This window comes from Parasphingorhabdus sp. (genome assembly GCF_039939955.1).
GTDB lineage: Bacteria > Pseudomonadota > Alphaproteobacteria > Sphingomonadales > Sphingomonadaceae > Parasphingorhabdus.
The window spans coordinates 1-14,049 of the sequence record NZ_JBDVHS010000005.1; the positions used below are offsets into that span (position 1 = coordinate 1).

Annotated in this window: 16 protein-coding genes and 1 tRNA gene; 5 read left to right on the forward strand and 12 right to left on the reverse strand. The window is 53.3% G+C overall.

The window, feature by feature from the left end:
* Positions 1–3,984: autotransporter outer membrane beta-barrel domain-containing protein (locus ABJG22_RS05215; RefSeq protein WP_348019198.1), on the forward strand; the 3,984-nt coding region annotated here is incomplete at its 5' end.
* A 211-nt stretch (positions 3,985–4,195) separates the two neighbouring features.
* Here the strand turns inward: ABJG22_RS05215 and rplA are convergent.
* The 9 genes from rplA to ABJG22_RS05260 all read right to left on the reverse strand — a co-directional run bounded on the left by rplA (position 4,196) and on the right by ABJG22_RS05260 (position 9,125).
* Positions 4,196–4,897: a 50S ribosomal protein L1 gene (gene rplA, locus ABJG22_RS05220; RefSeq protein WP_348019199.1), complete on the reverse strand. Its 702-nt coding sequence runs from the start codon at positions 4,895–4,897 to the stop codon at positions 4,196–4,198.
* 4 nt (positions 4,898–4,901) lie between these two features.
* The gene (rplK, locus tag ABJG22_RS05225; protein WP_348019200.1) at positions 4,902–5,333 is read right to left on the reverse strand and encodes a 50S ribosomal protein L11; all 432 of its coding nucleotides are present in this window, start codon (positions 5,331–5,333) and stop codon (positions 4,902–4,904) included.
* A gap of 150 nt (positions 5,334–5,483) precedes the next feature.
* The gene (gene nusG, locus ABJG22_RS05230) at positions 5,484–6,020 is read right to left on the reverse strand and encodes a transcription termination/antitermination protein NusG (protein WP_067197598.1); all 537 of its coding nucleotides are present in this window, start codon (positions 6,018–6,020) and stop codon (positions 5,484–5,486) included.
* Between the two features lie 30 nt (positions 6,021–6,050).
* Positions 6,051–6,245: a preprotein translocase subunit SecE gene (gene secE / locus ABJG22_RS05235; protein WP_348019201.1), complete on the reverse strand. Its 195-nt coding sequence runs from the start codon at positions 6,243–6,245 to the stop codon at positions 6,051–6,053.
* A 143-nt stretch (positions 6,246–6,388) separates the two neighbouring features.
* Entirely contained in the window at positions 6,389–6,976 is a 588-nt protein-coding gene (locus tag ABJG22_RS05240; protein ID WP_348019202.1) for a DsbA family protein, read from the reverse strand.
* Positions 6,970–7,662, reverse strand: a complete 693-nt coding sequence (locus tag ABJG22_RS05245) for a DsbA family protein (protein ID WP_348019203.1) — start codon at positions 7,660–7,662, stop codon at positions 6,970–6,972. Before ABJG22_RS05245 ends, ABJG22_RS05240 begins: the two co-directional genes overlap by 7 nt.
* Before the next feature lie 22 nt (positions 7,663–7,684).
* Positions 7,685–8,566 (reverse strand): phytanoyl-CoA dioxygenase family protein, encoded by an 882-nt coding sequence (locus ABJG22_RS05250; RefSeq protein WP_348019204.1) that lies wholly within the window; start codon positions 8,564–8,566, stop codon positions 7,685–7,687.
* Between the two features lie 66 nt (positions 8,567–8,632).
* Positions 8,633–9,022, reverse strand: a complete 390-nt coding sequence (locus ABJG22_RS05255) for a VOC family protein (RefSeq protein WP_348019205.1) — start codon at positions 9,020–9,022, stop codon at positions 8,633–8,635.
* Positions 9,023–9,049: 27 nt separating this feature from the next.
* A tRNA-Trp gene (locus ABJG22_RS05260) sits at positions 9,050–9,125 on the reverse strand.
* Between the two features lie 240 nt (positions 9,126–9,365).
* Here ABJG22_RS05260 and ABJG22_RS05265 point away from each other — a divergent pair.
* Together ABJG22_RS05265 and ABJG22_RS05270 are read left to right on the forward strand one after the other, a co-directional pair.
* Positions 9,366–9,734, forward strand: coding sequence for a PilZ domain-containing protein (locus ABJG22_RS05265; RefSeq protein WP_348019206.1), 369 nt, complete (start codon positions 9,366–9,368; stop codon positions 9,732–9,734).
* 81 nt (positions 9,735–9,815) lie between these two features.
* Positions 9,816–10,364, forward strand: a complete 549-nt coding sequence (locus tag ABJG22_RS05270; protein ID WP_348019207.1) for a cupin domain-containing protein — start codon at positions 9,816–9,818, stop codon at positions 10,362–10,364.
* A gap of 6 nt (positions 10,365–10,370) precedes the next feature.
* Here the strand turns inward: ABJG22_RS05270 and ABJG22_RS05275 are convergent, their stop codons facing one another.
* The 3 genes from ABJG22_RS05275 to ABJG22_RS05285 form a co-directional block, all read right to left on the reverse strand.
* Complete coding sequence (locus ABJG22_RS05275; RefSeq protein ID WP_348019208.1) at positions 10,371–11,591, reverse strand: aromatic ring-hydroxylating dioxygenase subunit alpha; 1,221 nt, start codon at positions 11,589–11,591, stop codon at positions 10,371–10,373.
* A 51-nt stretch (positions 11,592–11,642) separates the two neighbouring features.
* On the reverse strand, positions 11,643–12,038 hold the full coding sequence (locus ABJG22_RS05280; protein ID WP_348019209.1) for a YbaN family protein: 396 nt from the start codon (positions 12,036–12,038) through the stop codon (positions 11,643–11,645).
* Positions 12,039–12,121: 83 nt separating this feature from the next.
* Positions 12,122–12,835 carry a TIGR02594 family protein gene (locus ABJG22_RS05285; RefSeq protein WP_348019210.1) on the reverse strand — a complete coding sequence of 238 codons (714 nt, stop codon included), beginning with the start codon at positions 12,833–12,835 and terminating at the stop codon, positions 12,122–12,124.
* Positions 12,836–12,968: 133 nt separating this feature from the next.
* Between ABJG22_RS05285 and ABJG22_RS05290 the strand changes: the two genes are divergently transcribed.
* Positions 12,969–13,094 carry a hypothetical protein gene (locus tag ABJG22_RS05290; RefSeq protein ID WP_348019211.1) on the forward strand — a complete coding sequence of 42 codons (126 nt, stop codon included), beginning with the start codon at positions 12,969–12,971 and terminating at the stop codon, positions 13,092–13,094.
* Positions 13,095–13,156: 62 nt separating this feature from the next.
* Positions 13,157–14,035, forward strand: coding sequence for a leucyl/phenylalanyl-tRNA--protein transferase (gene aat / locus ABJG22_RS05295; RefSeq protein WP_348019212.1), 879 nt, complete (start codon positions 13,157–13,159; stop codon positions 14,033–14,035).
* The last annotated feature ends 14 nt before the right edge of the window (positions 14,036–14,049 follow it).

Here is a 14,049-nt window from a genome sequence, read left to right on the forward strand (position 1 = left end):
CATGGTATCCATGTGAACCAAAGTGCTTCGGGGACGGGTGACCTGACCATAGAAGCGGTTAACGCAAGTGGCGGAAAACACGGTATCCTTGCTGATAATTATGGCAGTGGCGCGCTTTCGATCACCGCGACGGGCACGGTAGCGGGCAGGGTAACGGTAGGGGGCACGAATCATTATAATGGTATCGATGCTGATAATAGCAGCGCTGGCACGGACCTAACCATCAATGCGGCAGATACGACCGGTGGGAATGCCGGTATTTATGCGGATCATGATGGCAGTGGCGCGCTTTCGATCACTTCCACCGGTACGGCAACGGGTACGGATTTTGCTGGCATCTTTGCTAATAATAGCAGCGCTGGCACCGGCCTGACTATCAATGCGGCCGCTACGACGGGCGGGGATGAAGGTATTGCTGCGCGGAACTATGGCAGTGGTGCGCTATCGATCACTTCCACCGGTACGGCAACGGGCACGGATGACGACGGCATAGATGCTTATAACAGCAGCGCTGGCACCGACCTGATCATCAACGCGGCCGGTACGACGGGCGGGTATGGCGGCATTGAAGCGCGCAACTTTGGCAGTGGCGCACTTTCGATCACGGCGACCGGCGCGGCGACCGGCACGGATTTTAATGGCATTTATGCTTTCAACAGCAGCGCTGGCACGGACCTAACCATCAATGCGGCCGAAACGACTGGCGGGGGTCGCGGCATTTATGTGCGCAACTATGGCAGTGGCGTGCTTTCGATCACTGCGGCCGGTACGGCAACGGGCACGTCTGGATCCGGCATTTCTGCTCGTAACAATAGCGCTGGCACGGATCTGACGATCAATGCGGTCGATACGACTGGTGGACGTTACGGTATTCTTGCTCTCAATGAAGGTAGCGGTGCGCTTTCGGTTAGCTCGACCGGGACCGTGACCGGTACTTCTGACGATGGCCTTTATGCGAAAAACAGTTCCAGTGGTACGGATTTGATTATCGAGGCGGCTGATACGACTGGCGGGCAACGCGGTATCATTGCGCAAAACAACGGTAGCGGCGAAATTTCGGTTGTCTCGACTGGAACTACAACTGGTTCTGCTTATTCCGCCATTACTGTTACCAATAGCTCGGCTGGCACGGATCTGACTATCGAGGCATTTGATACACAGGGTAAAAACGCGGGCATTTTTGGATATAATAGCGGTAGCGGTGCGGTTTCGATTACTTCGACCGGCGTCGCAGCGGGTACGAACTTTACGGGCATTGCTGTTACCAATAAATCCGCTGGCACGGATTTGACCATCGCCGCTGCTGATGCAACGGGCGGGATTGTTGGCATTTATGCGCGCAATGAAGGCGCTGGCGGGCTTTCGATTAGCTCTACTGGCACCGTAACCGGCACAAGCGATTATGGCATAGATGCTGGCAATAATATCAATGGCACGGATTTAACCATCAATGCGGCTGATACGAGCGGCGGAATAGACGGTATTCATGCTCTAAATGAAGGCAGTGGCGCCCTGTCGATTACCTCGACGGGTGCGGTAACGGGAACCACTGGTGATGGTATCAATGCCGATAACTCCGCTAACGGCACCAGCCTGTCGATTGCCGTCGAAGGCACGGTGGTCGGGGCTGACAATGGTATTGATGCAAGCAACAATGGCACAGGTGGCCTGACGATCACGATTGATGGCGATGTCACCGGTGAGACCGGAGAGGCTGTGAACGCCTTTAACAGCGTCAATGATGTGACGGCTTCGACGCTCATAAGTCAGACCGCTGGCACCACAACGACCGGCGCAACCAACGGCATGGCTGCGGATAATGCTGGTGGATCGCTGACGATCAATGCACTGGGCACTACGGTTGGACTGGCCGGCTTCGGTATCGATGCTTTGAACCAAGCGACCGCCACTGATTTGACCATCACTGCCAATGATGTCACCGGCAGTGTCGATGGCATTCATGCTCTCAATGAAGGCAGCGGCGTACTTTCGATCACTGCGACGGGTACTATAACCGGCACCTCCAACGATGGTATCAATGCCTATAATTCCGCTAACGGTACCAGCCTGTCGATTACCGTCGAAGGCACGGTGGTCGGGGCTGACAATGGCATTGATGCAAGCAACTATGGCACGGGTGGTCTGAACATCAATATTGATGGAGACGTCACCGGTGAGACCGGAGAGGCTGTGAATGCCTTTAACAGTGCCAATGATGTGACGGCTTCGACGGTGATCGAACAGGCTGCGGGTACGACAGCCACCGGCGCGATCAATGGTATCACAGTCAATAATGCAGGTGGATCGCTGACGATCAATGCGCTGGGCACTACGGTTGGACTGGCTGGCTCCGGTATCGATGCGGTGAACGAAGCGACTGCGACGGGCGTCACCATCAATGCCAATAACGTCAATGGCGTTGTCGACGGTATTTCTGTGACCAATAATGGTTCGGTCGGCACCACGATCAATAGCACCGGTGTTGTGGAAGCTGGAACCGGCGTTGCGGTCAATGCCATGGGCGCCGCTACGACGCTTAACAACAGTGGTACGATCAACGGTGGCATCAGTCTCAGTGATTTGGATGATACCGTCAACAATAGCGGCGTGTTCAATGTAACCCAGGATAGCGACTTTGGTGCTGGCACGGACCAATTTATCAATACCGGTACGATCAACGCAATCTCCGGACAGGCTAGCTTTACGAATCTGGGAAGTCTGATCAATAACGGTGCGATCATATTGGCTGATGGGACGGTTGGAGACATGCTGACGATTTCGGGGGATTACTCCGGCTCTGGTGCTGTGCTTCTCGATATTACGGATAGCGGCGCAGATAGATTGATCATTGTCGGTGCACTTACCGGGACCAGAGAGATATCGGCAAATTACGGAGGGGCAGGCGTACCTGAAATCGGTAGTTCCATATTGTTGGTTGATGCGGGGGCCGGAACATCGGCAGACGCTGTCACGCTCGTGGGAGCAAGTTCTGGCTTCACTGCTTATGGTATCGTATTTGATGCTCAGAATAATGATTTTTACCTAAATGCGTCCATTGGTACGCCGGCATTTGGCCTGCTGAAATTCGCAGAGGGCGCGCAGTCGGTCTGGTATCGTTCCGCGGATGGCTGGGCGGCCCAAATGAATGCGCAGCGGGAAAGCGGTGATACCGGAATATGGGGTCAGATATATGGTGGGAAAGCCGACCGGAAAGACAATTTTGACAACGAACAAAGCACGTTCGAGCAAGCCGTGTCTCTAGACTATCGTCAAAATTATACCGGTTTTCAGCTGGGTTATGATTTTGAACTGGGCATCGATGGTACGGTAATGGGCCTGACCACCGGCTATATCGAATCTCGTCTGAGCTTTGTCGCAAATGCCGACCGGGTTGATTACGAAGCCTACAATATCGGGGCCTATGCTGGCATTCAATTCGGTGGTTTTTTCGGCAATTTGCTGGTGAAATATGACTTTGTCGATCTGATAGTGGATGGTGCCACGACTGGTTATGAAACGGAATTTGATGCCGAGAGCTATGGTGGTCGCCTGGAAGCAGGCTATCGTCTGGAAACCGGTGAACATTTTGTCGAGCCTATTGTCAGCATCGAATATCAGCAAACATCACTAGATAGCTTCTCGGCACTTGGCGCTAATATTGATTTCGACAAGTTTGACGGTCTTCGCGGCATGGCAGGTTTGCGCGTCGGCGGTGAAACCGATGTGGCAAAGGGCAGTAGCTTAAAATATTATCTATCGGGCTTAGCTGTCCATGAATTCGAGGGTGATAATGGGCTAAACATCGCAAGCGGTAGCTCTGCACTGCGAATTGACAATGATGCACATAGTGTATTTGGACGACTTGATTTCGGCCTGAACCTGACCGACAAGTCCGGCGTTAGTATCTTCGCCGAAGGCAATATTGATGCGGGTAAAGACTATGATAGCGCCGGTGGCCGTGTCGGTGTCCGTCTAGCATTCTAAATATAATCACAACGAATCAAAACAGCGGCAGGCCACCCGGTTTGCCGCTGTTTTAATATCTGCCGGTTAGCTACTAATTGGGGGCGGCCTTCACAGAAGATGGGTTAATGGCGCGCGATGTTAGACCATAAAGCCAATCTGTAGCGCATAAAAAAGGCCGGGATTGCACCCGGCCTTTTTCACTAAATCTTTGGTTTGTCGTTGCGGCGAATTAGGCGCCTTCAATCTCGTTGAGATCAATCTTGAGCCCTGGGCCCATGGTTGAACTCAGGCCGATTTTCTTGACATATTTGCCCTTCGCACCGGCTGGCTTCGCTTTGACGACCGCATTGACCAGCGCATCGAAATTCTTGCGCAGGTCTGCTTCCTTGAAGCTGGTCTTGCCAATGCCGTTGTGGATGATACCCGCTTTTTCAACGCGATATTCGATCTGGCCGCCTTTGGCGTCTTTGACCGCTTGCGCGACATTCGGGGTAACCGTGCCGAGTTTCGGGTTAGGCATCAGGCCTTTTGGACCAAGAACCTTACCGAGACGGCCGACAACGCCCATCATGTCAGGGGTTGCGATGATGCGATCATAGTCGAGGTCGCCACCTTGCATGGCTTCCATCAGATCTTCTGCACCAACCGTATCAGCGCCTGCTTCTTTTGCTTCGTCTGCTTTCGCATCCTTGGCAAATACGGCAACGCGGGTTTCTTTACCCGTGCCCGCGGGCAGAGAGATCACGCCGCGAACCATTTGGTCTGCATGACGAGGATCAACACCGAGGTTGATAGCAATATCAAGTGTTTCATCGAACTTGGTCGTCGATGCGAGGCCTTTCAGCGTCTTGATCGCTTCATCGATGCTGTACAGTTTTTCGCGATCTACTTTTTCGTTAACCGCCTGCATTTTTTTGGAGAGTTTCGCCATGTTCTTATCCTCCCACCACTTCGATGCCCATCGAACGCGCGCTGCCTTCGATGATTTTCATGGCTTGATCAATGTCATTGGCATTGAGGTCGACCATTTTGGTTTCAGCAATTTCTTTGATCTGCGAAGATTTGATTGTTCCGCCTGATACTTTGCCAGGTTCGCTCGAACCCTTTTTCAGTTTGGCGAGCTTCTTGATCAGATAGCTGGCTGGTGGTGTCTTGGTCTCGAACGTAAAGCTGCGATCCGCATAGACCGTAATCTTGGTCGGGATCGGTGTGCCTTTTTCAAGCTTGTCTGTAGCCGCGTTAAACGCCTTACAGAATTCCATGATGTTAACGCCGCGCTGACCCAATGCCGGGCCGATTGGCGGGGATGGATTTGCAATGCCGGCGGGCACTTGCAAACTGATATAGCCATCAATTTTTTTAGCCATTTGGCTGTCCTTTCATTCTTTTGGGATTGGCGAAATTGCCGCACCCGCAAATTAAGCGGTCAAACAGAGATCGAAATCTCCTCCCGCGCTGGTATTCGAAACCGAAGTTTCAAATTCTGTTTGCTCCGGACATGATCCAGAGCGTGAAAATTAACTGATCAGGTCGACTTCACCAAAGTCCAGTTCGACCGGGGTTGCGCGACCAAAGATGGACACGGAAACCTTGACCTTGTTCTTGTCGAAATCCAATTCCTCGACAATGCCGTTGAAGCTGTTGAACGGTCCGGACTTAACCTTGACCTCGTCGCCAATTTCGTAAGCGACCGTGATCCGTTCTTTCGGAGCGTTGGCAGCTTCTTCCTTGGTGTTCAGAATGCGGGCCGCTTCCGCTTCGCTAATGGCTTGCGGTTTACCGCTGCTGCCGAGGAAGCCGGTCACCTTGGGCTGGTTCTTGACCAAGTGATAAACATCATCGGTCATTTCCAGTTTCGCGAGTACATAGCCCGGGAAGAATTTGCGTTCCGACTGGATTTTCTTGCCGCGCTTCACTTCGGTGATGGTTTCGGTCGGGACTTCGATATCCTCAACCAGTTCGGTCAGGCCGAGCCGCTTGGCATCCGCCTCAATGGCTTCCTTGACCTTATGCTCAAAGCCCGAATAAGCGTGAATGATGTACCAGCGTGCCATGCGAATAACCTAAAAATCTGTGTGGGTTGTTTATGCGAGGCTCAGGAGCCAGCCAACAATCCCGTTAAAAATCGAATCAATGCCCAGAAAAAACAGGCCGAGTATCGTGGTCATGATCAGAACGAGAATGCCCGTACGGACAGTCTCGGGCCAAGTTGGCCAGACGACCTTACTGGTCTCAGTCTTGACCTGATTCATGAATTCGCCTGGATTGACTTTTGCCATGCTTGATTCCCTAAATTTCCTTCCCGGTTTTCACATAAACTCCGGGTGTCAGTCGCTTGACTGTGTTCGGATATATGCATGATTTCGGAAAGAACCAGCCCTTTAACCGGAGATTCGCGGATTCGCAAGAAAAGAGTGGGATTTTACAGGCCCCGATTCTCTAGCCGGGTCTCCGCGATCAAAGACCGTATCCACGGCAGATGTTCTCGACCAACGAACAGCTGGTCTGCAATATGGTAGGACGGCGATTCAAATATCCCCGTTTCTTCCGCCCTGGTCCGGATCGAAACCAGTTGCGCGTGGGCCGCGTTCCAGTCGGGTGGGGCGATGCCCTGGGCAGATAGCAGGGCCGTGACAACCGCCTCGTCGTCGAGATCGGTCTGTCCGGTCCAATAGGCTTCAAAAGCTGCCCGCATATAGGGCACCGGATCCCCCTCAATGGTGGTCAAGGCCGCAAGCGCGGCGTCGCTGCCCGCCGGTTTGTCGGAAAAATGCATGTCCCGTCCCTGAACCGCTGCATAATGCAAATGGGTATCGCGTCGGGCGATGGCGCGGACACGGCGATGCCGCTCGCCGACGGTTTCGTCCGCTTTTTCTGCCGGGATCGACAGGGGGCGGACGGAAAAGGGCCGCCAGTCAATCTGCACGCCGGTGTCTCGGGCCAGCGCCAGTGTCGGTTCGAGTGCCAAAAAGGACGCGGGCGATTTGAAATCTAGGAAGACGGTCAGCATGGCAGGGCCTCGATGTCATCCATCGCATAGGCGATATCGGGCGCCGGGCCTTCACGTCCCTGCAGGTGCCAGCGGACATAGGGTAGATGTTCACGTCCAAACAGGATTGTGCCGTCGAACACATAGGTCGGGACGCCGTAAATCCCACTCGGGTGGAGCTGCGCCTGCAACGCGTCATGCTGCGCGCGACCCTCGCCCCGCACAAAATCGGCAAATCCCTTCGTATCGACCCCGGCCTGCTCCAGACAGGCCTCGACCACAGCAATATCCTCGATATCCAGTCCCCGCCGCCAGAAGGGGGGATAGACCGCCTCAAAATAGGCACCCAGCCGGTCGCGGTCGGTCTGCATCACCCATGATATGCCGATATTGGGGATAGACGAATCCCAGATTTTTTCGGTGCCTTTGAGCATCAGGCCCTGCCGCTCGGTATAGCGGCGGGCGTCGCGATAGGCATATTTGACTCGTGCCCACTGGCTGGCACTACGGGTGCTTTCTACCACCTTGCCTTTGCTTTTGCGCGCTGACCCCAGATAGCTGGGAATATCAAGCGTCAGCGGCCGCCAGTCGAAACGCAGGCCGAGCGCTTTTTCCAGCGCCAATGTCGGTCGGATAGCGACAAAAGCATATGGGCTCTTGATGTCGACATAGACGATCAGCGGTGCATCACTCTCCAGGGCTTTCATGGTCTGTCTCCCGGACGCTATCCTATTCCTGCGGCAATGCCCGGCCGGGATGCATGCCATCGACATAGCCCATGAAAGGCTCATGGATCGAATAGCCGAGCAATTCCTGCGCGCGCTGCGGCAAGGCGGCTGCTTTGTCTGGTGGTACTGCCAGCAACATGGTTTCCAATGGTCGCATCCAGCCCGGGCAATATTGCGGTGTCACGATCAACCGTGATTTGTCTGACCGGTTGGCGCCGCCGCGATGCCATAAATTGCCTTTGGCAATCATTAGAGATCCAGCAGGCATGACGGCCTTTATGGCATCCTTATGGGCGCCCGGGTCGACATTCTGATCACCGCTATCTTTGGTGATGAAATCGGAGAGGCTATTGGCGCCGTTCAGTTCGACCTTGCCCCATTTGTGGCTGCCGGGGATGATCTCGGTCGCGCCATTATCTTCGGTCATCGGGTCAATCGACCAGAAGCTACTGACCCCTAGTGCTTTACGGGGGGATGGCTGGCGGCAATGATCATCGTCCATATGCCAGGGCTGAACTGTTTCGCCGGGATGGAGATTGATGGCCAGGCAGGCCGACAGCAGACAAGATTTCCCGAGCTCTTTCTCTGCAAAAGCCAGTTGCAAAGGATGGGTGATCAGGTCGGCAAAAACCGGGTCCTTGCCCAACATTGCATAAATGCGATTGGATTCGACGCCTTCAAAGACATTGCGTCCGCGGATATCGGATTCGATGAATGGTTGCAGCGCGGATCGTTGCCGCTCAACCTCTTCCCGGGGCATGATTTCGGGAAATATCACATAGCCGTCGGTGTCATATTGTTCCCAACATTGCGCGAAACTTCTGCCGCCTAAATAGGGCTCCAATACGGCCGCATCGGCCGGTGCAATTTCCTGTTTGTCCATCGGTGGATCATGGCAGAAAACGGGGATTCAGGCAATCGACAGCGGTGACGCTACGGCATCGGATTATTAGTGCCGTTCAATCAAGTCCCACTTATTCCCAAAGGGATCCCGAAAAACCGCAACCTGACCATATTTTTCGACTCGAGGCTCTTCGATAATGTCGATGCCTGCGCGCTCCATAAGGGCGAAATCCGCTTCAAAATCATAGGTTTCGAGGAACAAAAATACCCGTCCGCCGGCTTGTTCGCCAATGACTTCTTCCTGTGCTTCATTATTGGCTTTTGCCAGCAACAGGCGCGTTTCGGTGCTGCCCGGTGGTGCCACTAATACCCAGCGCTTATCCTCGGACAGCTCGGTATCTTCGATCAATTCGAAGCCCAATAGCCCCACATAAAAGGCAATGGCCTGGTCATAGTCAGGAACAATCAAGCTAACGGCTGCAATGAATTGGGTCATGAGAATTTCAGTATAGGAGGAGAGAAATGGCAGGAGTGCACGGACTCGAACCGTGGGCCCTCGGTTTTGGAGACCGATGCTCTACCAACTGAGCTACACTCCTGCACAGGCCGTATCGCCCTTGCGAAACAGCCAATCCGCGCGCCTTAGCGTCCCGAGATGCTTTCGGCAAGCGTGATTGTAGCAACATCGAGCAAATCACGACATGGTTAAAATCGGCAAATTGCTGTTTACCCTGAGGAGGAAGGAAGGGTTTACCTGCACGGACGATAATCATTTTTACACGAGAATACATGGATTGGGTGGCGTCCATCGCAGCGAATCCCGCATTCAGGAGACCGATATGTCAGATTCAACCACCCGCCTGCCATCATCTATCGCGGGTGATGGTGACCAGGAATTATCCTATGCAATGGCGTCCGATGAAGATCGTTGCGCGCCGCGGCACCGGCTTTCGATTTCTGCGCGGATGCGCTTTTCTGGTTCCAGCAGTTTTCCCGTCAATGTCATCGACATATCCGTTGCCGGATTTGCCTGTGACGCTCTGCTCGTGGTGCGTCGAGGCACATTGTGCTGGTTGACGCTGCCCGGTCTTGGTGCGCTGGAAGCGGAAGTGGTCTGGCATGATAAAAAAGGCATGGGCTGTGCCTTTACGAATTTACTCAACCGGGCTGTTTTGGATCATTATATCGCGAAATATGCGGTAGAATAAGACGCGCCTAACATATTGTCGCCTTTTCCCAATGGTGCCTGCGCTGCTATACCTTTGTCTCCATTTGGATCGGAGGAACATATGACGGACGCAGGCACCCTTTTTCCAAAAGAACCGGAGCCCCTGAAGGTTTTAAGGATCTTCAGAGGAAAGGATGCGCCGAGCCTCGATGAGGCAGGACATATGGCTTATGTCGATGACGATCCGGTCATTTTGGACGGAGCGGCGAAGCTTGGTGAAGCCGGTATCGGTGAGGGCGCCGTTTTGAAATGCCTGTTCAGCGGTTTCGGATTTTCACTGCACTATGTCTGGTTCAAGCCCGGTTACCCGCTGCCGCTGCACAGTCATGATAGCGATTGCCTCTATTATCTGATCAGCGGAGATATCAAGATGGGCACGGAAGAAATGGCCGCTGGCGACGGATTTTTTCTGCCCGCTGGTACACCCTATACTTATACGATCGGAGATGAGGGCGTAGAGCTACTCGAATTCCGAACTCAGGAAGATTTTGACATTCAGTTCAAAGGCAAGACGGAAGCCTATTGGGAAAAAATGCTCGAAAAACTGCGTACCGAACAGCCCAAATGGAAAGAGGCGCTGCCGCCAGTCAGAGAATATCGCAACGCCTAGAACGGATCATTCCGCTGCTTGGAGTTGCGGCGTGAATATTGCGTTCAGTTCCGCATCATCTGCCTTGATCAACCGGTCAACCCATTGATGGAACACTTGTCCACCGCCTTCATTGCGGCCAAACCAGACTTTGTCCATCAATCCTGATTGCAACGCTTCATGCTGGCGTTTGCCGGTTTTATAATCTTCCTCTGCGACGACCGTTTCCAGAAATGCAAATTGGTCATGTGCGCCTTGCCGGACCGCGTCATCGGTTGGCTCATATTCCATCACATAAAATTGCGTCGTGTAACTTTCGCCGACATTCTCTCCGGGGAAGAGTTGTGAAATTAGCGCGCCGCGGCCCCCGCCACCGTAAAAGCTTGCGATCGAGATATGCGGGAAGATTGTCCAGACGCCTTGCAAAAGAGCATCAATCGGCCAGTCTTTTTCATCCATTTGGGTCAGATCAACCTGCTCGTCGCTGCCTGTTTTCTGGACGAACTTTGATGGAGAAGAGAGGCGTTGGTGCGGTCCCCAGGCAAAGAAGTTGGCCCGGTTGAAAAAGTCAGAGCCGAACGTGTCTTTGTGGAGGACCGGCAGGTGATAGAAATCGAGATAACCATCATAGGCTGTCTTCCAATTAGGCCCCGGGATCGTCCGCTGATCAAACAAATGCCAACCATCAAATCCGAAATGTTCCAGCAAACTATCATAGCCGCACAGATAAGATTCGATGTCGAGCATGCTATCCGGATCCAGTGTCGCCCAGATCAGTCCGGCGCGTTCCAGCGTCGGGAATTTCTTGAGACAGAATTGCGCCTTGTCGACCGTACCGAAATCTTTTGGGGATGCGACTGCGAGTAGGTCTCCATCATTTTTGAATGTCCAGCCGTGATAGCCACAGGTAAAGCGGCTCGCTTTACCAGAACCTTGGGCAACCGGATTGCCGCGATGGGTGCAACTATTGAGAAATGCCTGTGCGGTTCCGTCCTTTTGGCGCGTAACCAATACGGGGATGCCTGCCATTTCCATCGCTTTATAACAGCCTGGTTCGGGTAGTTCGCAGGATGGTGCCAGCATCAACGGCAGCCGCTTAAAAATCCGATCTTTCTCCAGTTCGAAACGGTCTTCATCAATATAATCGGCCACCGGCACCGCGACCACATCATCGACCAATTCCATGGTGTCCGCCTTGCCATGCTCTACCAGTGAACGGGTCATTTCCAACAATTGCTGCCGCGACATTTCATTCTCCTAAATTCTGGCGGAGAATATCAGATTCGCGCGCGGCGCAAACTATTCTTTATGCGAAGGGGTAGGGGGCGCCAATTTTCCGGAATCGGGTTCATTGCGGGTCCAGATCCAGCTGCCGCTGATCAGCGCTGCCGCGAGGGGAATGAGATTCCAGGGCAGTTTGACAAAGAGCAACGCAATCACGCAGCTAACCGCAAATGCGATCGTCGCCGCCCATTTCCCACGCCGGGTGATTGCCCTGCGTTCCCGCCAGTTTTTGATATGAACGCCGAAAACATGATGCTCGACCAACCATGATTCCAACCGCGGTGAACTGTTTGCGAAACAGAAGGCCGCGAGGATCATGAACGGAACTGTCGGCAGCAGCGGCAGAATAATGCCGATGCCGCCCAATGCCAAGGAAGCCAGTCCGGCTATTAGATAGAATTGCCTCTTCATGGCAGCGCTCTATCATGGATTGTGGCGAACACCGATAGATTTGCTAGATCAATATCCCGCCGCGATACTTCTACCGTGCGGCGCTATGCTTCGTTGGTAGAAATCTCTCCGCCAGTATCCGCATTGATCCGCAGTCGTTCATATGGTCCACCAACCAGCGGTAGCCTTGCGCCAAGGAAACGGTCTTTCTTCAACCGGGTCACACTGACGCGATTGGACTGGTTGCCGCCCAAAACATGGTAGGTTGTGTCATCTTCTGCATAATAGAAGGCAACATGGCCGCTAAAACCATTTCGTTTTCCGCGCCAGAAAACCATGACCGCGCCATAGCATGGGTCGACGGTATGGCCGAATTTCAACCAGTTCCGCGCAAGATATGGATTTGTCGGGATAGGCGAGTCCGGCAATGTCACGGCGATGCAAGTTTCCACATAGTCTCCGCACCATGGCAATTGGGCCGGGTCGCCCAATGTTTTGCCATCGGACTTCAGAAATTTGCGTAATTCTTTGTTATTCTTGCCTTCGTGCAGGCCCTTTTTGCGGAGCGCTAAACCCATCCAGGGGAAAGCCTCCATCCGGTCGACTTCTGGCGGAGCCTTTGATTTTGTGTCGGATGCAAATTCATGACGCAATGCAGTAACGGTTGCGCTGTTCAAAGTGCCATTGGCGATTAGACCGGTCGCCGTCTGAAATTCTATTGTAGCGGCGCGGGTGTTGCGGCCCCAGATACCATCGGGCAGTCCGGGATTGAATCCATGGGCGATCAGGCGGCGTTGTACCCATTCAATAAAGTTCATCACTATTGCTCCTAAAAAGAGTTCTAAAGTGCGACCTTATTTCTTATTTTCTCTGTCTAGTGCATTTGCTGCAATAAGTCGATTCAGGTGGCGCCGCTCTCAATTTAGTTTTCCGATTTTTGCACTGCTCGACGTGGAAGGCTGGTCGGCGACCCGCAGCATCGGGGCTGCTTGGCGCACCAATGCAGTTTTCGCTTGCGAATATGCAGCGATAGCAGCGAAAATTGGTGATGAAGCCCATGTGTTGATGACCGCTTGATTCATAGCAACAATTGTCGATTCCATATGGGCGAATAGTGTTGATCAGGCTATTGTACATCGATGACTATTGATCTCGATCTGTTGCTGAAAGCTTATGCATCCGGCATATTTCCAATGGCTGACGCGCGCGATGATCCGGAGAGCTTCTGGGTGGAGCCGAAGGCCAGAGCCATCATCCCGCTCGAGAATTTTCAAATGTCACGCTCGCTTCGGAAAACGATCAAATCTGACCGTTTCAAGGTCACCGCTGATACCGCCTTTTCTGACGTTATCGCCATCTGCGCCGCGGAAGCAGAGGATCGCAAGGAAACGTGGATAAATGCCGAAATCGAAGAGGCCTTTAACAGACTGCATAAGCTGGGCCACACGCATAGCATCGAATGTTGGACAATCGATGATGCCACCGGTCAAGAGGTGCTTGTCGGCGGTCTATACGGCCTGGCCATTGGTGGTGTGTTTTGCGGTGAAAGCATGTTTTCTCGAATGCGCGATGCATCGAAAGTGGCTTTGGCGTGGCTCGTAGTCCGTTTGAAGGTGGGAGGTTTTTCGCTGCTCGATTGCCAGTTTATGACAGATCATCTGGCGTCATTGGGTGCGATTGAAATCAGTCAGGAAGATTATTTGGAACGACTGAACCGTGCGTGCCTTCATTCACCATCTTCGGTTTTAGCGATCAGATCACCAATCAAATCGGCGGGCGCATTTTCTGGTGCTGGTGTCGGGGCAGGTGCCGGTTCGGGCGCGGGTTCCGACGCGATGGCCGGAGCCGCGGGCACAGCGGGTACAGGCGTTTCCGGATCGGTTTCATTCGGCGCGCTTGAAACAATATTGGCAGGGTTGGACGAAGAAGCCCGAGGCGCCGTCGGATCGCTCACATCTTCCACCGCGTCCTCTTCTCCCGGAAAGCTCATCGCACAGCTTTTGACCCAGACGTCATAAATGGGGTGCTCAAC